At 52.2% G+C, this 20,622-nt stretch carries 19 protein-coding genes; 3 read left to right on the top strand and 16 right to left on the bottom strand.

The window, feature by feature from the left end; all coding sequences use genetic code 11:
- Window positions 1-71 precede the first annotated feature (71 nt).
- The 5 genes from fabG to ELY33_RS05685 all read right to left on the bottom strand — a co-directional run bounded on the left by fabG (window position 72) and on the right by ELY33_RS05685 (window position 3,809).
- Window positions 72-815 carry a 3-oxoacyl-ACP reductase FabG gene (fabG, locus tag ELY33_RS05705; protein WP_126945239.1) on the bottom strand — a complete coding sequence of 248 codons (744 nt, stop codon included), beginning with the start codon at window positions 813-815 and terminating at the stop codon, window positions 72-74.
- Window positions 816-881: 66 nt separating this feature from the next.
- A complete protein-coding gene (fabD, locus tag ELY33_RS05700; RefSeq protein ID WP_126945235.1) occupies window positions 882-1,841 on the bottom strand; it encodes an ACP S-malonyltransferase in 960 nt (319 codons plus the stop codon).
- 150 nt (window positions 1,842-1,991) lie between these two features.
- Complete coding sequence (plsX, locus tag ELY33_RS05695) at window positions 1,992-3,011, bottom strand: phosphate acyltransferase PlsX (RefSeq protein WP_126945232.1); 1,020 nt, start codon at window positions 3,009-3,011, stop codon at window positions 1,992-1,994.
- 42 nt (window positions 3,012-3,053) lie between these two features.
- The gene (rpmF, locus tag ELY33_RS05690) at window positions 3,054-3,224 is read right to left on the bottom strand and encodes a 50S ribosomal protein L32 (protein WP_075879182.1); all 171 of its coding nucleotides are present in this window, start codon (window positions 3,222-3,224) and stop codon (window positions 3,054-3,056) included.
- Window positions 3,225-3,260: 36 nt separating this feature from the next.
- Window positions 3,261-3,809 (bottom strand): YceD family protein, encoded by a 549-nt coding sequence (locus ELY33_RS05685; protein ID WP_126945229.1) that lies wholly within the window; start codon window positions 3,807-3,809, stop codon window positions 3,261-3,263.
- A gap of 230 nt (window positions 3,810-4,039) precedes the next feature.
- On the opposite strand from ELY33_RS05685, the gene ELY33_RS05680 reads away from it, so the two are divergent.
- Window positions 4,040-4,642 (top strand): Maf family protein, encoded by a 603-nt coding sequence (locus ELY33_RS05680; protein ID WP_126945226.1) that lies wholly within the window; start codon window positions 4,040-4,042, stop codon window positions 4,640-4,642.
- Between the two features lie 43 nt (window positions 4,643-4,685).
- Here the strand turns inward: ELY33_RS05680 and sppA are convergent, their stop codons facing one another.
- Genes sppA through ELY33_RS05665 form a run of 3 tightly spaced genes read right to left on the bottom strand, consistent with a single transcriptional unit; the run spans window position 4,686 to window position 7,499 of the window.
- The gene (gene sppA / locus ELY33_RS05675; RefSeq protein ID WP_126945223.1) at window positions 4,686-5,837 is read right to left on the bottom strand and encodes a signal peptide peptidase SppA; all 1,152 of its coding nucleotides are present in this window, start codon (window positions 5,835-5,837) and stop codon (window positions 4,686-4,688) included.
- A gap of 60 nt (window positions 5,838-5,897) precedes the next feature.
- A complete protein-coding gene (locus ELY33_RS05670; protein ID WP_126945220.1) occupies window positions 5,898-6,548 on the bottom strand; it encodes an HAD-IA family hydrolase in 651 nt (216 codons plus the stop codon).
- Window positions 6,549-6,557: 9 nt separating this feature from the next.
- Complete coding sequence (locus ELY33_RS05665) at window positions 6,558-7,499, bottom strand: RluA family pseudouridine synthase (protein WP_126945217.1); 942 nt, start codon at window positions 7,497-7,499, stop codon at window positions 6,558-6,560.
- A gap of 703 nt (window positions 7,500-8,202) precedes the next feature.
- On the opposite strand from ELY33_RS05665, the gene rne reads away from it, so the two are divergent.
- Window positions 8,203-11,592, top strand: a complete 3,390-nt coding sequence (rne, locus tag ELY33_RS05660) for a ribonuclease E (RefSeq protein ID WP_126945214.1) — start codon at window positions 8,203-8,205, stop codon at window positions 11,590-11,592.
- A gap of 52 nt (window positions 11,593-11,644) precedes the next feature.
- Here rne and murB read toward each other — a convergent pair whose 3' ends face one another.
- The 7 genes from murB to ELY33_RS05625 are packed head-to-tail and all read right to left on the bottom strand — an operon-like array spanning window position 11,645 to window position 19,247.
- Window positions 11,645-12,697 carry a UDP-N-acetylmuramate dehydrogenase gene (murB, locus tag ELY33_RS05655; protein ID WP_126945211.1) on the bottom strand — a complete coding sequence of 351 codons (1,053 nt, stop codon included), beginning with the start codon at window positions 12,695-12,697 and terminating at the stop codon, window positions 11,645-11,647.
- A gap of 1 nt (window position 12,698) precedes the next feature.
- Complete coding sequence (locus ELY33_RS05650; protein WP_126945208.1) at window positions 12,699-13,184, bottom strand: low molecular weight protein-tyrosine-phosphatase; 486 nt, start codon at window positions 13,182-13,184, stop codon at window positions 12,699-12,701.
- On the bottom strand, window positions 13,181-13,972 hold the full coding sequence (gene kdsB / locus ELY33_RS05645; protein ID WP_126945205.1) for a 3-deoxy-manno-octulosonate cytidylyltransferase: 792 nt from the start codon (window positions 13,970-13,972) through the stop codon (window positions 13,181-13,183). The genes ELY33_RS05650 and kdsB overlap by 4 nt, the downstream gene beginning before the upstream one ends.
- Window positions 13,972-14,181, bottom strand: a complete 210-nt coding sequence (locus tag ELY33_RS05640) for a Trm112 family protein (RefSeq protein ID WP_126945202.1) — start codon at window positions 14,179-14,181, stop codon at window positions 13,972-13,974. The genes kdsB and ELY33_RS05640 overlap by 1 nt, the downstream gene beginning before the upstream one ends.
- A 13-nt stretch (window positions 14,182-14,194) precedes the next feature.
- Entirely contained in the window at window positions 14,195-15,190 is a 996-nt protein-coding gene (lpxK, locus tag ELY33_RS05635) for a tetraacyldisaccharide 4'-kinase (RefSeq protein ID WP_126945199.1), read from the bottom strand.
- Entirely contained in the window at window positions 15,187-16,923 is a 1,737-nt protein-coding gene (msbA, locus tag ELY33_RS05630; protein WP_126945196.1) for a lipid A export permease/ATP-binding protein MsbA, read from the bottom strand. Before msbA ends, lpxK begins: the two co-directional genes overlap by 4 nt.
- A 56-nt stretch (window positions 16,924-16,979) precedes the next feature.
- On the bottom strand, window positions 16,980-19,247 hold the full coding sequence (locus ELY33_RS05625; protein WP_126945193.1) for a DNA internalization-related competence protein ComEC/Rec2: 2,268 nt from the start codon (window positions 19,245-19,247) through the stop codon (window positions 16,980-16,982).
- Between the two features lie 96 nt (window positions 19,248-19,343).
- On the opposite strand from ELY33_RS05625, the gene ELY33_RS05620 reads away from it, so the two are divergent.
- On the top strand, window positions 19,344-19,895 hold the full coding sequence (locus ELY33_RS05620) for a DUF2062 domain-containing protein (RefSeq protein WP_126945190.1): 552 nt from the start codon (window positions 19,344-19,346) through the stop codon (window positions 19,893-19,895).
- A gap of 12 nt (window positions 19,896-19,907) precedes the next feature.
- Here ELY33_RS05620 and ELY33_RS05615 read toward each other — a convergent pair whose 3' ends face one another.
- Window positions 19,908-20,618, bottom strand: coding sequence for an ABC transporter ATP-binding protein (locus ELY33_RS05615; protein ID WP_126945187.1), 711 nt, complete (start codon window positions 20,616-20,618; stop codon window positions 19,908-19,910).
- Between the last annotated feature and the right edge of the window lie 4 nt (window positions 20,619-20,622).

The raw sequence follows: 20,622 nt of genomic DNA, 5'->3' as shown, positions 1-20,622 counted from the left end.
ACCGCAAGCCAAAAGCTGCGGGATAGTTTATAGACGCCCTTAGGATGACGCAACCGCCAAGCCCAAGGCCATCAACGCATATTCATGCCGCCGTTAACGTGTAGCGTTTCACCAGTGATATAACCTGCAGCATCACTTGTCAAAAAGCCGACGGCAGCGGCAATTTCCTCAGGCCCGCCCAAACGCGAAAGAGGAATTTGCTTGAGCAGCATCTCATGCTGCGCTTCAGGTAACGCTTCGGTCATATCCGTTGCAATAAACCCAGGCGCTACCGCATTAACCGTAATAGCACGCGAAGCGACCTCACGCGCCAAGGCGCGACTAAAGCCTTCCATCCCTGCTTTAGCAGCGGCGTAGTTAGTTTGGCCTAAGTTACCCATCGTTGCCACTACAGAACTTATCGACACGATACGCCCAAAGCGAGCTTTTGTCATACCGCGCAAACATGCTTTGCTAACGCGGTAAACAGATTTGAGATTGGTATCCATTACGGAATCCCACTCATCTTCTTTCATGCGCATTAGCAAGTTATCGCGGGTAATGCCGGCATTATTAACCAAAATAGTGGGCGCACCAAATCGCTCACCGATCGTTTTAAGCACTTGGTCAATACTTTGCTGATCAGTAACATTGAGGCACATACCTGCACCTTCAATGCCCTTCTCTTTTAAGTCAGCATCAATTTTTTCAGCGCCCGATTCGCTAGTGGCAGTTCCCACCACAATTCGTCCTTGACGCCCAAGCTCATAAGCAATGGCGCGCCCAATACCTCGGCTAGCACCAGTAACTAGCGCAACTCTTTGTTCTTGCGTCATAACGTTCTTCCTTCAACCTAACTAAGCAAGGGTAGCGGAAAATAGCGACATAACATGTCCCGTTGTTCACGCACCACCCGCCGATGCCTCACGCGCTAACTCAAGGGCTGAATCCAAGCTATCAGGATCATTTACCGCCAACCCTTTGGCACTGCGTACAATGCGCTTATTAAGCCCGGTAAGCACTTTGCCAGGCCCGCATTCAATAAATACATTAGCACCTTGTCCGACCATCGCTTCAACGCAAGATGACCAACGAACAGGCTGATACAGCTGCTCGATTAGGCGCGTACGCAATGTGTCAATATCGGTATGGGCCTGTGCATCGACGTTTTGAATAACCGCATAACGAGGCGTACGTAAATCAATTTCCTGCATAGCCGCGGCAAGACGCTCTGCGGCTGGCCGCATTAGCGCACAATGTGAAGGTACTGAAACCGGTAGTGAAAGGGCTCGCTTAGCTCCGGCTTCTTGGCAAGCCGCGATGGCACGCTCAACGGCATGTTTACTGCCTGCGATGACAACCTGACCAGGCGAGTTGTAATTGACGGCAGACACTACCTCATCTTCAGCTGCTTGGGCACACGCCGCTTCCACGGCACCATCGTCAAGCCCGAGAATCGCCGCCATGCCACCCTCTCCCGCAGGAACAGCTTCCTGCATGGCTTCACCACGTAAGCGAACAAGACGCACGGCCTCAGCAAACCCGATTACGCCTGCACAAACCATCGCACTATATTCACCAAGGCTATGGCCTGCCATGACGCCTGGACGTGGCCCTTCCAGCTCTTGCCAAATACGCCAAATAGCTATACTGGAAGTAAGTAGTGCCGGCTGAGTGCATGCCGTCGCATTCAACGCTTCTTCGGGACCTTCCTGGACGACTTTCCACAAATCGTAGCCCAGAGCGTCTGACGCTTCCTCAAATGTAGTTCCCACCACACTGTAGCGCTCGGCTAGCTCTCGCAACATTCCAAGCTGCTGAGAGCCTTGCCCGGGAAAAATGAGGGCAAGGGGTTGAGACATGTCGTTCACCTTTGCTCTTGTAGGCATTTGCTCAGTTGAGCGATAAGCGTGCTATTAGCACCGTTTCTAGAACGGTTTTGGCACATGGTGCTACTACTAACAGCCCGCAAAAAATATATGACGTCTTATTATCTACTACGTTGATAACGCTCATTGGCGCGACCAGCGTGCAGCAATTCGTGAAGGCAAGTCATGCTCTACTTCTTGCAATGCACGCTGAATAGCATAATAAAAACCATCTGCCTGGGTGCTGCCGTGACTTTTTACCACAATTCCCTGCAAGCCTAAGAGACTGGCTCCATTATAGCGCACCGGGTCTAGCTCGCGTTTAAGCCTTTTCAGCACAGGCCTGGCCAGTATACTTGCCAAACGTCCACTCAAGCGTGATTCAAACGCCATTTGTACACGTTCTACCAACATACGAGTCAACCCTTCACTGGCTTTCAACGTGACATTACCAACAAAGCCATCACAAACCACAACGTCCAGTTCACCTTGAAAAATATCCCCACCCTCGGCATAGCCAAGATAATCAAAGCTTAAATCACTGGCGCTTTCACGAAGCAAACGATCTGCTTCGCGGACATTGGCACTACCCTTTGTAGCCTCAGAACCTACGTTCAGCAGAGCAACACGAGGCCGCTTAATGCGGTCTATGCACTGAGCCATAGCAGCACCCATCATGGCAAAATCCAGTAGCCTGGATGCTGGAGAATCGACATTCGCTCCTAGATCAAGCAAATAACAACGCCGCCCTCCACGCGCGGGGATAGCGGTACTTATGGCAGGCCTTGAGATGCCAGGAAACATACCAAGTTCACGCCTCGCTAAAGCGACTAAAGCACCCGTATTTCCCGCACTGACTCCCGCAGCGGCTTCACCTGAAGATAGGCTGCGCAGCATGCACGCCATGCTGGTAGCGCCTCCGCGCCGCATCGCCCAGGCCGCTGTTGCCGCCTGGGAGACACTTTCCGGAACATCAGCAGCCACCAAACGTGACGTTGCCGCAGCCAAAGGCTGCGGCAAACGCGAAAGTTCAGCATTAATCTGCTGAATCGGGCCAAACAGGGTTAATACTAAGTCAGGGCGCTCTACAGCTGCCCTTGCGGAGCCTTCGATAATGGCACGAGGGCCTTGGTCACCCCCCATTACATCAATCGCTAGGCGCACGCAGCACCCACACTGTTTTGCCACTCATAAAAGTACTAAGACTTAAACCTCGACCACTTTGCGTCCACGGTAAAAACCGTCTGGAGAAACGTGATGACGCAGGTGAGTAGTACCTGTTTCTTTGTCCTGAGACAAAGTCGGTGCACTCAGCGCATCGTGGCTACGGCGCATACCGCGTTTGGAACGAGTTTTACGGTTCTTTTGAACTGCCATGGGTGTTTACTCCAAGGTAATTAAGGTAAGTGATGCTTACTTTTTGCCTTTCAAAGCGCCACTGCTTTTCAACGCATTAAGCACTGCGAAAGGGTTCTTGGCCGGAGCGGACTCTTCCGCTGCGCCTTCAGTCTTGCTGACCAGCTGCTCCGCCGAGACATGGCATTCGGCCTCATCGTGATAGACCACCTGCGGCAAGCTGAGGATAAGCTCATCCTCTATCACCGTCAGCAAGTCCAGCTGTTCATTTTCCACCAGCACCGGCTCATGACTGGCAGGCAGCTCAGCAGCCAAGGCTTCGTCCGCAATCATTCCTAATAAGAAATCACTGGAAACTTCTTGACTTAGCGGCACCAGACAACGTCGGCAAGGCAACGCCAGGGTCGCTTGCAAATGGCCACGAATTTCGCGACGGCCTTGGGCATCAACACCAAACTCAAGAACGACATGACAGTCGCCGGTTTGGTCACCTGCTTCTTCAGCGAGGCGTAGCAGCTTATCAAGCACCACAATGCCTTCTAGTCGTTCGCGGCGGGCTGCAAGCTTATAAGGCTCAACCCGGCTGGGGATTTGTGAGGTCAACATAGGCGCGCAATGATAGGCACTCGCCCTCCTGCTGTCAAAGCTGTCGGTGCAATTCTTATGAGATTATCTACTAAAACCACTAAAATAGGCAGGCCACTGAGGTTTCGTTACACTTTTAAGCCATGAACAACGCCTAACCAGGCCTAACCAGGCCTAACCAGGCCTAACCAGGCCTAACCAGGCCTAACCAGGCCTAACCAGGCCTAACCAGGCCTATTAAGGAGTATGCCGTGCCTCAAACACCCAACGCGACACTTGTCCTCGCCTCTAGCTCTCGTTTCCGAAAAGCACTACTGGATAGGCTATTATTGCCCTATCAGTGCTACTCACCCGACATTGACGAAACACCCCACCCTAATGAAGCACCCAACGCCCTAGTACACCGTTTGGCGCTTAGCAAAGCCAATGCCGTTGCTGATCGCTTTCCCAACCATTGCATTATTGGCTCTGATCAAATAGCTCTGTTTGATGGCGATATTCTCGGCAAGCCACATACAGAAAAGCGCGCAAGAGAGAACCTGGCTCGCTTCTCAGGCCAAAAAGTAACTTTTCTGACTGGCTTAGCGCTAGTCGACACTCGCCACCAACGGCACCAAGTCCATATCGAGCCGTTTGAGGTGTTATTTCGCTCATTGAGCGAACAAGAGATTGCGCGTTATGTTGCCCTTGAGCAGCCATTAGATAGCGCAGGCAGTTTCCGCATGGAAGGGCTGGGGATTAGTTTATTTGAAAAACTCGAAGGCCGAGATCCAAACGCACTAATTGGGCTGCCCCTCATAGCACTTTGCGATATGCTTCGCCAAGCGGGCATGAACCCACTCGGCGATGATTAACGCGTGGTTTGATTGATAATAGTTTGATTCACACGTTCTTGGCTCACTGGGCCTGAAAGCGCAAAGGAGCCTGCGTACGCTGCAAGCCAAGTACCTCAGCAGCGGTTTGGGTAAATCGCCGTGTCAAGCGCTCAAAGGGGTCCAAGCTGGGCGTATAGTTTTCCCAATCAGCTTCTCCCACCTGGGCACGGGCCACTTGCTCAAGGCTAGCTAACTCATCTACCAACCCCAGCTCTAACGCCTGCTCCCCACTCCAGACAAGCCCTGAAAATAGTTCAGGGCTGTCGCTTAAGCGCTCACCACGCCCAGCCTTAACATCGTCTATAAACTGCTGATGGGTTTGAGTCAGAACGCCTTGCCAGAATTGTGCCACGTCATCATCAAGCGGCTGAAAAGGATCCAGAAAAGCTTTGTTTTCACCGGCAGTCATTACGCGACGCTCAACACCAATCTGGTTAATCGCTTCTTGGAAGCCAAAGCCCGCGTAAATAACACCGATAGAGCCAACCAAGCTGGCCCGTGAGGCCACAATGCTATCGGCAGCGGAGGCAATGTAGTAAGCACCACTAGCACCAATATCTTCTATTACGGCAATAATGGGCTTATCACCCTGATCGCGCAGGCGCATAATTTCTGCATAGATACGCTGCGATTGAACAGGGCTCCCACCTGGGCTATCAATGTGCAGCACAATCGCAGCGGCACTCCTCGATGACCATGCACGATTCAAACCCTTGATAATGCGCTCAGCATTCGCTGGCGAATCGCTGGTAATCACACCATGTACTTCAACCAGGGCCAAATGGCGTTGCGTGGGCAATGAAGCCGTTGGCTCAGCGAAAAATACGCGGTAGAGCATAGCTGTTACCGATGTCAGTACAATCGCCAGCAGCAACAAACGAAAGAATAATTTCCAGCGTCGGGTCCTACGCTGTTCCGTTAAGACGCCACCAACCCAACGATCCATCATTTCTAACTGCGCTAGCCGCTGTCGCTCACGAAGCGTCTCCGCATCATCACCCTTTGCCCCGCCACTCTTTACTCCTTCGCTCTGCGCCCCAGTCAGCGGTTGCTGCTTGGCTTGTGGGGCGACTTCCGGCCCATCGGTCCAACGGTCACCGCTCTCCTTTCCTGGGAAATCATCACTCGCCGGGGAGCCACTACCATTATCGCCACGTTGCTGCTCATCGCTCATATACGTTTCCTAGTGTTCGCCTGGTCGTACACCTACTGCCCGCAGCCACTGTTAATACGCCTAACCGTGGAGCCAGTCGAACAGCACCTTTACATTATCTGCCAGCCACACAGGCTGACAGGCCGCCAGCCGAGCGGGAGTATGCACGCCGTAAGTAACGCCCACGCGATCCATACCAATAGACCTAGCCATTTCAAGGTCATATTCGGTATCACCCACCATCACAGCACGCTCAACAGGCACTTTAAGCTCGTCAAGCAACTCAAGAAGCATTTGTGGATGGGGCTTAGAGCGCGTTTCGTCTGCCGTTCGGCTGGCATGGAACCAAGCACCACACTCTGCCTCGGAGAAAATGCGATCTAAACCACAACGACTTTTGCCCGTTGCCACCGCAAGGCGCTGACCGGGACGCTCGCGCAACCGGGCGACTTGTTCTTTTACACCTTCAAAAAAAGGCATTGGCGTCGCATCACCATGTACAAAATGATAGGCATAACGCTGACGCAAACGCTCGGCCTGAGTCGCTTCAATACCAGGACATAACGTCGCTATCGCCTCAGGCAGACCCAATCCAATAATATTCTCGATAGCACTGACATCTAACTCACCTAATTCTGCATCAAAAGCAGCGGCCTGCATGCAGGCAACAATTTTCGGCACAGAGTTCATCAGGGTGCCATCCCAATCAAAGATAATTAGCTCATAGCGCATGTCGCTTCCTTATTTACGAGCACGTGTTAGTGTTTCTTCCAATGCCTCAGGCAAGGGCGCCTTCACCGTAACAGGGCGGCCATTGCCAGGTTCAGGAAACGTCAATGCACGGGCATGAAGAAAGAGACGACTCAAGCCAAGGCGCTGCGCCGTATGATTACTTTCGCGGGTTCCGTATTTGTCGTCGCCCAATAACGCGTGCCCGGCATGAGCTGCATGCACACGTATCTGGTGAGTGCGACCTGTTACAGGTTCCACTTCTATCAGCGTGGCCCTTTCAAAGGTTTCCACTACCGAAAAATGAGTCCGTGAAACCTTGCCATTTGGATCCACTCGAACACGCCGCTCACCATTCCCCGCATCAAATCGATCTAAGCGAGCACTCACATAGGTCTTTCGGGCAGGCCAGCGCCCACTGACTAACGCCAAGTAACGTTTGTCCATTGCGTGCTTTTTCAGCGATTCGTTAAGGGTGACTAGCGCATCACGAGATTTTGCCAACAGCAAACAACCCGACGTGTCACGATCTAAGCGATGAACCAACTCTAAAAAAGTAAGGTCATCGCGTACTTGTCGCAGCGCCTCAATTAGGCCAATTTTTACACCACTTCCTCCATGGACTGCCAGACCAGATGGTTTATTAATCACCATCCAATCCGGCCCTTCCATAATGACGCTACCAATCAATAAATCACGTAAGTTGTCACTCACCTCTTTAACCGCTTCTTTCGGCGCTAAGCGCAACGGCGGCACGCGCACCAAATCACCCGCTTGGAGTCGATAATCCACTTTAACGCGCTTTTTATTAACTCTTACCTCGCCTTTACGCACAATTCGGTAAATCAATGCACGCGGAGCACCTTTTAAACGTGTCATTAGAAAATTGTCGATTCGTTGACCTGCTTGCTCCGGGGCGATATCCACCCACTGCACTTCCCGCCCTTCGGACATTAACGCTCACTCCTGGTGTAATCTTATTGCGACAGGCTAAAAACGGCATTCTAGCGTAGACCAATGCGCATTGCGTCAATTGCTGGTAGTTGTCTTTACTGTTATATTCCAAAACGTTCAGCGGCCAAGTGTGCCTTACCCGTAAAAAGACATGTCGTAACGGGTGTTTTATCACGCTTCGCCTAGCGCCTGCCCGACAAACACGCAGGCCAGAGCACAGGCAAAATGGTGTAGTGCACGCACTACCCGAACGCCTAATGCATTGAAATAACGTACTGAAATAACGTACTGGATATACAGTTACTCTGTCGCATGTTTTTCGACGGCAGAGATATATTTGCTTCGCCCGCAATGGCAGGCAATTTAATTAATAAACGTCACGCCCCAAACAGCCTCTCCTGTTCGTCACAAGGTGCTGCTTGACTTGGGGCGCTAAGTTCAACGCTGTGCCGATGACCGGCGTTGACGAATCGATGAATGCCAGGTGTTGGCGGTGTCAGCAGAGCCGGATGGACGTGACAGCCACCGAAACATGTTTTGCCTCCGCCACGTACTCAACGCCCTTTCGGCCGGGTCGGCATATTTGCCTTCCCGGTTTAATGCGTCAGCATAGCCATGCGCCGAGCACAAGCACGCAGCACCCAGCGGTTCGTCTACGCCAAGCCTAGACGCCTCGTCGGCTCGCAATGCTATGTGAGACAACATGAAACGGATGCTGATTAACGCGACCCAGCCAGAAGAGCTTCGGGTCGCGCTGGTAGACGGGCAACGCCTTTACGATTTAGACATCGAATCTGGCGCTCGAGAACAGAAAAAAGCCAACATTTACCGGGGTAAAATCACCCGAGTAGAACCTTCCCTTGAAGCCGCTTTTGTTGATTTTGGAGCCGAACGCCATGGCTTCCTACCGCTAAAAGAAATTTCTCGCGAATATTTCATAAAAGATGTTTCCGGCCGCCCTAGCATCAAAGAAGTACTGAAAGAAGGCCAGGAAGTCATTGTGCAAGTTGATAAGGAAGAGCGTGGCAATAAAGGGGCCGCACTTACTACCTTTATTAGCTTGGCGGGTCGCTTTCTTGTTCTTATGCCGAACAACCCTCGAGCGGGCGGCATTTCACGCCGCATTGAAGGTGACGATCGTAGCCAGCTGAAAGACGCCATGGGCCAAATGACCGTGCCGGACAAAATGGGCTTAATCGTTCGCACCGCCGGTATCGGTCGTAGCCCAGAAGAGCTGCAGTGGGATTTGGATTACCTTGTCCAAGTGTGGGAATCCATCACCACGGAAGCAGGCAAGCGCTCAGCCCCTTTCCTGATTTACCGCGAGTCCAATGTCATTATCCGCGCCATGCGCGATTACCTACGCCAGGACATTGGCGAGGTGTTAATTGACAGCCCAGAGATTCATGAAGAAGCCCTGTCATTTATTCGTCAGGTAATGCCCTCTTATCAGCAGAAAATTAAACTTTATGTGGATGAAGTCCCGCTTTTCTCGCGCTTCCAAATTGAGTCGCAAATCGAGACTGCTTACCAGCGAGAAGTAAAACTTCCTTCTGGTGGTTCCATTGTCATCGATCACACCGAAGCGCTGGTCTCTGTTGATATCAACTCTGCCCGAGCTACGCGTGGCAGCGATATTGAAGAAACCGCACTACAGACCAACTCTGAAGCAGCCGAAGAGATTGCTCGGCAGTTACGCTTGCGCGATATCGGTGGCCTGGTAGTTATCGACTTCATTGATATGGGCCCTGCGCGTAATCAGCGCGAGGTTGAAAATCGCATGCGCGATGCGCTGAAGCTGGATCGTGCACGTGTTCAGATTGGTCGTATCTCACGGTTTGGCTTGATGGAAATGTCTCGCCAGCGCCTGCGTCCTTCATTAGGCGAAACCAGCGGCGTTGTTTGCCCGCGTTGTAACGGACAAGGCACTATTCGCGATGTTCGCTCACTTTCACTCTCTATCATGCGCCTAATTGAAGAAGAAGCCATGAAAGAGCGTAGTGCCCAAATTCGCGCCATTCTCCCGGTACCCGTAGCCACCTACTTACTGAATGAAAAGCGTAGCGTACTGGCAGACATCGAATCGCGCCAAGGCGTCCGTGTGGTTCTCTTACCGAACCCTGAAATGGATACGCCCCATTACGACGTCCAACGGCTGCGCGATGACCACTTAGACGATGATGAAAGTCTGACGTTGTCCAGCTTCGAGCTTTCTACTGATACTGAAGTCGGCAAAGAGCCCGACCCAAGCTTCACCCCACCTGCTATGCGTGCTGAAGCGGCAGTGAAAAGTGTTATACACAACGCACCAGCGCCCGCTTCACTTCAGACTGAAGAAAAGTCAGAAAAAGTGGTAAAAGCAGACAAGGTAGTAAAAGCTGAGAAAGCTGCTGCGACGTCGCCTGCCACTGAAGAGCAGCCCAGTGTGATTGGTCGCTTTATCAGGGGCTTTGCAAAACTGCTAGGGGGCGAAGATACCCGCACCAGCCAGCCCGAAGAGGAAGCGCCTGTTCCCCGCAAGCAGCCAGAGAGAACAAGCAGCAACCGCGCGCAACGCACCGAAAGCAAGCCAAAGCCAGCCCGTGAGCGTGAGCGTGGCGAAAGCACCACCAAAAACGAGCAACGCACTAATCAGCAATCCAGCAATCAGCAGCCCAGCCAATCGCGCAACACTGATAATAGCGACGACGCAAACGATAAACGCAGTGGCCCTAGCCGCACTCGTAACCGTCGACGTCACCCTCAGCAGGACGATGCCAAAGACAACGACCAAAAGGGCAATCGTCAGAAAGAACAGCAGACAACCCAATCGGTTAAAGAATCACCCAAAGATGAGCCGACAAAAACCACAGCCCAACCAGAAGGCCGTCGTGAAAAACCGCGTGATGCAACGCCGAAAAACGAAGATGCTCGCGAGCCTACATCACAAGCAGATGACAGCAAGCAAGATGACGGCAAGCCAAAGCGCACACGCAATAATCCGCGCAACCGCACGCGTCAACAGGCCGTAAACCCTCAAGCCGAAGCGGAACAGCTGAAACTGCAAGCCGAAGCGGCTGAAGCTGAAGCAACCGCTGTAGAAAAAACTGCGGTTGAAGAAACGGCTGTTACAACCTCTGCTGCTGAAGCACCCAGTAGTGAATCAGCCCCTGCTAGCAACTCTGTGCAGGAAGATGTCACCACAACTACTGAAACAGCCGCTGTAACGGAGACTGAGACGCCTACCCTAGCTGAAGAGGAATCGGCAACTGCCGATGGTACAACGGCTGAACGCCCTGCAGAAAAGGCAGAAAAAGCACGTAAGGCAACCCGTCAGCGTCGCCAGCCTCAGCACGCGGAACCTAACGCTGAGACACTTGCAGACAAGGACGCTGAGAGCAACCCTCAACAGCCAATGGATGATGTAGCCGCAGCGCAAGCGCCCCACGGTCCGTCGGATGTCGCCAGTGATGAAGCCCCTTCCGCTGAAGCGGGTACTCAGCCACAGGAAAAGAGTCCTTCAGATGCGACGGAGCCAGATACCACCTACAGTGAATCAATGAATTCACGTGGCGAAGAAGCAGCAGAGGAGACTGCCGAGCCCCTGGGGACTGTGGCTCAAGAACCCGTGGCTCAAGAACCTGTGTCTCATGAACCCGTGTCTCAAGAACCCGTGTCTCAAGATCATCAGGAGACGGCGCAAGAGACATCAGTACCCGTTGACGCATACAAAGAAGCGTCGAATGCTGAGGAGACGGCGGAGACTACTGTTGAAGCAATCTCACCAGAGTCTGCTGAACAGCCAGAAGCAGTTACTGCAAATAGCAATGCAATGAACAACGAGACTGCTTCAGAAACTAAGACGGTTTCAGAAACGGCTCCAGAGACGGTTTCAGAAACCGCTAACAACACTACTGATGCTCAAGAAAGCGAAGAGCCGCAGTCTACGCTGGCGGTCATGGAAGAGGCTCAAGCACCCGCATCAGGGCCCATTACTGAAACAGTGACGCCTGAAGCTCAAGACGAGGCAACCAAGCCTCGCCGTCGCCGTCGTCGCGCTCATAACGATCCTCGTGAACTGCGAAAACAAGCACAGAACTCGAATAATGAGTAATCGCTAATGCTCAAAAAAGCTAGCCCTAAAAACCCCGCTTAGGCGGGGTTTTTTATGCTTGTATTAAGCGTGGCTCAGGCTCTAGCTCAACACCAAACTGTTCAAAGACCCTATGGGCAATATGCTCAGCGAACTGCAATAACTCACGCCGGTTACCGCCACCAAAATGCACAAGTACTAAGGCTTGTCGTGTGTGAACACCGAAAGCCCCTTGCCGGGTTCCTTTCAAGCCGCACTGGTCAATCAACCACCCTGCTGCCAGTTTGCTTTGCCCATTAACCTGCGGAAAATAAGGCATGCTAGGGTATGTCTGTAACAAGCGCGATAACTGGTCGCTGCTAACCAACGGGTTTTTAAAGAAACTACCCGCATTTGCGAGCACCTGAGGATCTGGTAGCTTTTCCTGACGAATAGCGCACACCGCTTGAGCCACCGCCAAGCAACTCGACCAAGCGGTCACCCGGGCAGCCAAATCTCCATAACCCAGTCTTGGCAGCGGCTTTTTTGATAGCCGAAGTGCCAACTGCGTAATAACGACTTTATCCGCTAGCGTTTTTTTGAAGATGCTATCTCGGTACCCAAACTGGCAAGCCTCGGCGCTTAACCAGCGCACGTTACCCGATGCCAGCTCTACTATCTGCACCCCGTCCAGGACGTCTTTAAGCTCAACACCGTATGCACCAATATTTTGTACCGGCGCTGCACCGCAATCGCCTGGAATCAGCGCTAGATTTTCGACACCCCAGAGGCCACGGGCCGCCAACGTCATGACCAATGAATGCCAATTAACGCCGGCCCCCACGTAAGCAACGACAGACTCTCCGTCACTCTCCAACCACCACTGTTGCATACCAGGCCGAATAGCAATGCCGGTTAGCTTGCTGGGAAGCAGAACATTACTGCCGCCTCCCAAGAGCGTAATGGGCCACCGTTTATCCATGGCTTCATTCACCGCATACTGGAGTGCACGCAGCGTTTTAGGAACAACATACCGCTCCGCCTGGCAAGGTAGCCTTAGCGTATTAGCAGTGGTTAGATCGACCGGTTGGCAACGACTGAGCAAATCGCTGCCTATTTCAAAATCTGTTATCTCACCCCCTCCCATTTTACAACCCGCCGTTTTTCAACCCATCATTTCTCAATTGGGCAATCAACCCAGCAGAGGCCGCTTCAATTAAAGTCAGGACAGACTCAAAGCCTTCATCACCACCGTAATAAGGGTCGGGCACTTCTGACTCAGGCATATCGGCAAAATCTAAAAAAAGCCCAACATGGGCACGACTATTACTTGGTTGCAACGCTCGCATCGCCTCAAGGTTGTCGCGATCCATCCCCAGTACATAGTCAAATTCAAGAAAGTCGCTAGCGCTGAGCTGACGAGCACGCAAATTACTAATATCGATACCACGCTGCAAAGCGGCTACCTGGGCGCGAGTATCTGGCGCTTTTCCGACGTGCCAGTTACCTACACCACAGGAATCCACGCTGACATGACTACTTAAGCCGGCCTTCTCAACAGCATGCCAAAAAACGCCTTCAGCCGTTGGCGAACGACAAATATTGCCCAAGCAGACAAACAGTACACGTTTCATTTGCTTTCACCTCCATTTTCACTGGCCAACAGCGCTCTCACCCGGGCTAAGTCTTCTGGTGTATCCACCCCAGGAGGATTAATGGTGCTGGCCAGTGCCACTTGGATGACATAGCCATGCTGTAGCGCGCGCAACTGCTCTAGTTGCTCCAACTGCTCAAGACTCGACGGTACCAGCTCGCGATAAGCTGCGAGAAAACTGGCACGGTAGGCGTATATACCGATATGGCGCAGCCAAGCATCGGTGGCTAAGAGCGCGGGCTGTGTTTTAAATTGCTCTCGATCCCATGGAATAGGCGCACGCGAGAAGTACAGCGCGCGTCCCTGTAAAGAACGAACAACTTTGACAACGTTGGCGTTAAACAACGTGTCAACATCGCCAATGGGTTCTGCAAGCGTCGCGATGGCTGCGTCTGGATCTTCGGCTAAACGCATCGCTACTTGGTTAATTAAAACCGGAGGTATGAGCGGTTCATCACCTTGCACATTTACCACTAAAGCGTCATCGCTTAGTCCTAGATGCGCTGCCACTTCGGCCAGTCGATCAGTACCAGAGGGATGGTCCGAGCGCGTCATAACGATATCCGCACCGTATGGCAACATTGCCTCACGGATACGCGAGTCATCAGTTGCCACCACGACTCGGCTTGCTTGGCTTTGACAGGCTCTGCGCCAGACATGGGCAATCATCGGCTCACCCGCTATATCCAGCAGTGGCTTACCTGGCAAGCGGGATGAGCCATAGCGCGCGGGAACAACAGCAATAAATTCGGTCTCAGCGACTGACATTACACCTCTCCGGTACGACCTGGCGAGATAGGTAATTTTTCATCGGCATCCATTGCGCGTGCCTCTTCAGGAAGCATCACGGGGATACCATCTTGAATAGGATACGCCAAACCGTCGTAGTGGCAGCGAAGCTCTTGGGCTTCACGATTATACTTGAGCTTGCCATTGCAAAGTGGGCAAACCAGCATTGCCAATAGTTCTTTATCCATCGGTGTATCCCTTTTAAGAAATCGCTGACAATTTAGCTGCCAGCCAGTGTTCAAACTCTGGCGGAAGCACGGCTTCTACCTCTAGCACCCAGCTATCGGGTGGCGCTAATGATTGGCACTTCACTGCATCTTTAGCGGTCATTACAACGGGGCGCTGATGACTAAACCGAAAAGTCTGATCATCAAAACGCTGATGATCTGCTAGCGGACGCATCTCGCCTTCCACCCCTAAACTGCGCAGCGTATTAAAAAACCGTTCTGGGTGGCCAATACCCGCCACGGCATTTACGGGTAGCGCAAATGGTAGAGGAGTGAGTGGCATATGCTGTCCGTCCTGCATTCTTCGCCAGCTTAGCGGTGCTAGTTGCATCGATATCCCTTCTATTGGCAGGGGACAATTCTGCTCACCATTGATAATAACGGCATCTACTTGAGTTAACCGGCTGGATGATTCTCTCAGTGGCCCAGCAGGTAAACAGCGCCCATTACCTAGCCCCCTCACCCCATCAACGACAACTAATTCAATATCACGCCCTAGCGCCAGATGCTGTAACCCATCATCGCTTACAACAATGTCACACCCTTGATCAACCAGTACTTGAACGCCTCGAGAACGGTTGGGGTCAGCCACTACCGGACAGCCAGTTTGCTGCGCCAGCATTAATGGCTCATCGCCGCTTTGGGCAGGATCAGTTAGTGCGGTCACCTGTAACGGGTAGTGCGATGCTTTACCACCGTAACCACGGGTAATAATACCTGGCGACCACCCCCACCTCACAAGCCAGTTGACCAGCCACGCCACTAGCGGTGATTTACCAGTTCCACCCAAAGTGATATTACCCACCACGATAACGGGGACGGTTGCCCTAACTACTGATTTTTTACCTGAGTAATAATGACGGCTGCGACGCGCCATAAGGTAACGGTATAAAATGCCCAGCGGGTACAGCGGGGCTAACCATCGGCTTCCGCTATAAGCTGCCTTTAGCCAGCGTTGCTCCAAGCTCATTCACTCTCCTGGAACTGAAGCTGATGCAGCGCCGCGTAGGCACCTCCTGCTTCTAGCAACGCTTGGTGGTTACCCTGTTCGATAATGCGTCCCTGGTCCATCACCAAAATACGGTCAGCGCGTTCAATAGTGGACAGGCGATGGGCAATTACCAGCGTAGTGCGGCCTTTGCACACATACTCAAGCGCTTTCTGGATATAGCGCTCGGATTCAGTATCCAGTGCCGATGTAGCCTCGTCCAGGATAAGAATAGGTGCATCTTTAAAAATCGCCCGAGCGATTGCCAAGCGCTGGCGCTGCCCACCAGACAGCATGACGCCGTTTTCACCCACCACCGTGGCATAACCCTGAGGCAACTTCTCAATAAACTCACTGGCATAAGCCGCTTGAGCAGCGGCTTCAATGGCAGCCGGATCTGGATTGGTAACGCCATAGCCAATATTATCTGCAATGGTTGCATTGAACAGCGTGACTTGTTGCGTTACCAATGCAATATGTTGGCGCAACGGGCCTAACGCATAATCATCAGCGTTCACACCATCAATCAAAATGCGCCCTTCACTAGGCCGATAAAAACGTGGTAGCAGGCTGACCAACGTTGACTTACCACTGCCAGAGCGGCCAACGATTGCCACTAACTCGCCCGGGGCAACGCTAATATTAATGTCGCGCAATACATCAGGCTGATCATCCGCATAGCGGAAACTAACGTTATCAATCACCACACTGCCCGTTAGCTGGCGAGGGATTTTCTTGCCCTCATCTTGTTCAGGCGTCAGGTCAAGCAGGCCAAATAGCTCAGAAGCCGCCGCAATGCCTTTTTGAATTTCGCTATTTATTTCTGTGAGCTGGCGTACGGGCTTGATCATCAACGCTGCCGCTGTGATAAAGGCTACAAACTCACCCGGCGTCATATTTTCCATTAGTGCAGGTGCCATGGCTAGCCACACCAGAATTGCCATGGAAATCGCTACCAGCATCAAAATCACGGGTGAGCTAACGGCACGCGTCATCGCCTCTTTCATACTTTGCCGGCGATTTTCTTCGCTTACCCGCTCAAAGCGCTGTTTTTCATACTCTTCAGCGCCATGTGTGCGCACGACGCGGTAGCCAGAGAGCGCTTCAGAAGCGACGTGAGTGACATCCCCCATAGAGTGCTGAATACGTTTAGAAATACGTCTAAAGCGTTTACTAGCATAGCTCACCACAACAGCAATCACTGGTGTAACACCCAAAAATAGCAGCGTCAGCATCCAATTGGTCCAGAACAGATAGCCGATCAGCCCGATAACAAATAACCCTTCACGCAAAATAATAGTGACGGCTTTCGTGGCGGCCCCTGCGACCTGTTCTACGTGATACGTTACCCGAGATACCAAATGACCACTGGAGTGATGATCAAAGAACCGCCCTGGCAAATGCAGCAGGTGAGCAAATACATCACAGCGCAGCGTGTGAATCACGTAGCGGCCAACGTAGGACATAAAGTAAGTGCTTAAAAATGTCCCTACCCCGCGCGAAGCGAACATAATCACAACAAACAGTGGAAGCAATATACGGAAGGTGGCATCAGGATTTTGGATACCATCAATCAGCCGTTTCATCATTTCCGCTAATGCCGTGCTAGAGGCGGCATAAATAACAAAGCCTACTATCGCTAACGCGAACGCGCGCCAGTGAGGTTTGACGTAAGCTAATAATCGCTTGTAAAGAACCCAACCTGAATCGGTCACACGCGCTCCCAGGCATAGTGAACAGTTGACAGAATTCTACCTTATGGTGACCCGCATCAACACCGCTTACGAACGCCCAGCTGTTTTTGCATCGAAATGATTTGTACAGGTTGAGTAGCGTTGAGGCTAAATTCAAGAGCACCATCCTGAGCGGTACTCCACAAACAGCTCTGTTGGTATCGAAAGCGTCGCACTACCAAATCAACAGGATGGTTATAGGGATTATCTTTCCCAGCACTAAAAATGACATGCCGTGGACGGCTGACTTGAACGAACTGAACACCCGAACTTGTATTGCTTCCATGATGCCCGGCTACTAACACGCTAATCGGCGGAGCGATATTCGCTAACATTCTTCTTTCGATGTCCTTGCCGACGTCCCCCGTGATTAATAAACGCTGTCCACCCACACTTACCTGAAGTACGCAGGAGCGATCATTTGAGGAGAATGCATTTTCCCCCTTTGGTGGCCATAGTATCTGGTAGTCGATGCCATCACGTCGCCACTGCTGGCCTTGAACGCACGCCTCGCTAGCAACGGGCAGAAGCTCTCCCCGTGGAGCCGACCACTGCATTACCTGGTGCTGTTTTAAAAGCGCACTGACACCTCCGGCATGATCGTTATCGGCATGACTTACAATAACGTGATCAAACACTTGACCTGGAGACCAAAGGGTTTGCAACGGCATAAATCCACTGCGAAATTGGGGGCCTGTGTCATACAGTAATCGGTAGTTGGCGCTACGCAACTCAATCAGCTGACCTTGCCCAACATCATAAACAATGACGCGTAATTCGCCCTGGCTAAGCTGTTCACCCACTGACCACCATGGGAAGCTTAATAGTAACAATGTCGCGCTGGTACGCAGCCACCCTGGAACATTGGGAAGCCCCCAGCATAGTGATATCAATAACAGCGCACCTACTAGCGGAAAAACCAGTATTGCAGGTGGCTGCAAAAGCGGTGCCCATTGCACAGTCATGACTAATAACTGATGAAACACCTGCAGAGCCTGCTCAAAACACCACCACACAAAAAAACCGATGCCAGGCAGTGGCGACAGCACCCACCCTAATAATGCACTGGGTACCATAACGGAGCTGACCCAAGGTACAGCAACCAGATTAACCAGGGGAGCCGCAGGGGCGACTCTCCCAAACGCTACCAGCACCGCTGCCGCCATTAGTGGCGCTATAAGCAGTTGAGAGCGCAATAGCGCCCAACACCACCCTTTCAGCCCTTTTGGGCGGGGGCGGCCTTGCCAAATAATAATCAGCCAGCCTACCGCGATAAACGATAGCCACAAACCTGGCCGCCACAGTGCAAGCGGATCAATCACTAACACTATCCCTAGCGCAAGCCACCACGCTTGCCAAGCGCCCGGCGCATGACGTCCGCTAAGCACCCATAAACCTAAGAGCGTCATGATCATAGCTCGCATGGCAGGAGGTGCTAGCCCAGCTAACATGGCATATCCCACTGCCGCCGCGCCCGCTAACCACCAGGGCCAAGCGCGCAGGCGCCAATTGGTAGGCGTTACCAGCCTGGCAGTAAAACGAGCCAATAGCAGTACAAATGAAGCGACGAGACCAACGTGCAATCCAGAAATAACCACTAAGTGCGTGGTACCCGTTGCATTGAGCAGGGTCCAATCATCTTGGGTCAACTGCTCACTATCACCCAGCGTCAGCGCCGCAAGCCATCGCTGGGTCTTCTCCTGCAATGGTTGATTAGACAGCATTTCAATTGCTTTCTGACGAAGTGTCGGCGTAGCCACCGACAGACGTTCAGGCTTAGGCTCTTGCCGCACGTAGCCAGTCGCGTGTATGCCTTCGCGCCACAACCACTGTTGAAAATTAAACGTATCAGGGTTGGAAAAGCCACCAGGTGGGCGAAGCCGCAGCGTCATCTGCCAACGCTCTCCAACGCGGTAGCGTTGATCATCGTAAGCACTTACTCGCACACTGCGCAGTGCGCCACAGCTTGGAAGATTGGTAGGAGAAAGACAGGATTCAACTGCCAGGCGTAATCGTGACGAGCCGGCGTCCGTTTGAACATTGATAATTCGCGCCTGCAAGGTGACATCTTTACCACTGAGCCCAGTTGGCAAACGGTGCCCCCACTCTTGCTGCACACCGATAAAAACCCAGCCTGATATAAATAACCAAATTAGAAACCTACGCCGAAATACAGCCAACAAAAGCACCACTATGAGCACACCAGGCAACAGTACCTGCAGGTACGCTTCGGGGCCGCTTAACTGCGCGCCTAACGCCCCTATCAATACTGCCAACGCAGCGGGTAGTGCGGCGCCTAGTTGCATATTCCCTCCTTGGAACTGAATCATTCATACCCACGCCGTAGCCTAAGCACGTTGCTATATGGATAATAGGATGCACCAACTGAGAGAGTACCTGACATGCCGCGCCGTTTCTTGCAGCGCTACATGCCAAAACCCGACACTTTAAGGCGACAGCGCTCACTTCGCTTCATTGCGCCATTAATTGCTGATCCCGGGTTATGGCTTCTAACACGTCGAAGCGTTGCAAACGCGTTCAGCGTGGGGCTCTTTTGCGCCATGCTACCCATACCGTTTCAGATGGTAGTGGCAGCCCTGGGGGCAAGGTTTAGCCGTTGTAATTTGGCACTTTCAGTAGGATTGGTGTGGATTACGAATCCACTCACCATGCCAATTATTTTTTATTTTAATTATCGTATTGGCACATTTCTTTTAGAAGCACCAGTGAGAGAGGCGCCATCGCGCATATCGACGCGCTGGATTGCAGAACAAATGCACGACATTATGCCGCCGCTAATGCTTGGGTCGTTAATTTCTGCCGTACTCTTAGCCATTATTGCCAATATCGTCATACGGCTTATTTGGCGCTGGCACGTTTCCCACCATTGGAAGCGCCGCCGTCTCAAGAGACAGCAGCGCCGGGCTCGTATTGAGTCAGAGTTCGATGACTAGTCCCCTCAGGTATTAGTCGTTTTTCTGCTCTATTAACTGCCCACCATCCAACTTCAACACACGATCCTGATGGGCAGCCAAGCTGACATCATGAGTCACAATGACAAATGCACAGGCGCTCTCTTTAGCTAACTCATCCATGAGCGCTAAAATGGTGCTGGCCGTGGTTTGGTCAAGGTTGCCGGTTGGCTCGTCCATTAGCACAAGGCTGGGGTCTGTCACTAGCGCTCGTGCGATCGCCACTCGCTGGCGTTCTCCTCCCGAAAGCTCGCCAGGCTTATGATCAGCACGCGCTTTCATACCTACTCGCTCAAGCAACTGCATAGCGCGCTGCTCAGCCACCTTTTTTGACTGTCCGCGAATAATTAACGGAAGCGCGGCGTTCTCGACCGCTGTGAACTCTGCTAGCAAGTGATGAAACTGATAGACAAAGCCAATATAACGGTTCCGAAAACGGCCTAATGCCGCTTCATTAAGCCCTGATAGCGGCTCGCCAGCAATCACCACACTGCCAGCGCTAGGCCGGTCAAGCCCACCCAACAGGTTTAGCAACGTCGTTTTACCTGAGCCTGAGCTACCCACAATGGCAACACGTTCTCCCGCATGCACCTTAAGTTCAAGCTGATCTAATACAGTGAGATCTTGAGGGCCTTCGTTATAAACTCGTGTCAGGTTGTTACATTCCAGCATAACCGTTGCTGTATGCGGTGTCGTTGCGGTCATCATT

This window comes from Vreelandella andesensis, from assembly GCF_003989795.1.
In the GTDB taxonomy this organism is placed as follows: domain Bacteria; phylum Pseudomonadota; class Gammaproteobacteria; order Pseudomonadales; family Halomonadaceae; genus Vreelandella; species Vreelandella andesensis.
This window is presented reverse-complemented; position numbering and strand designations above follow the sequence as displayed.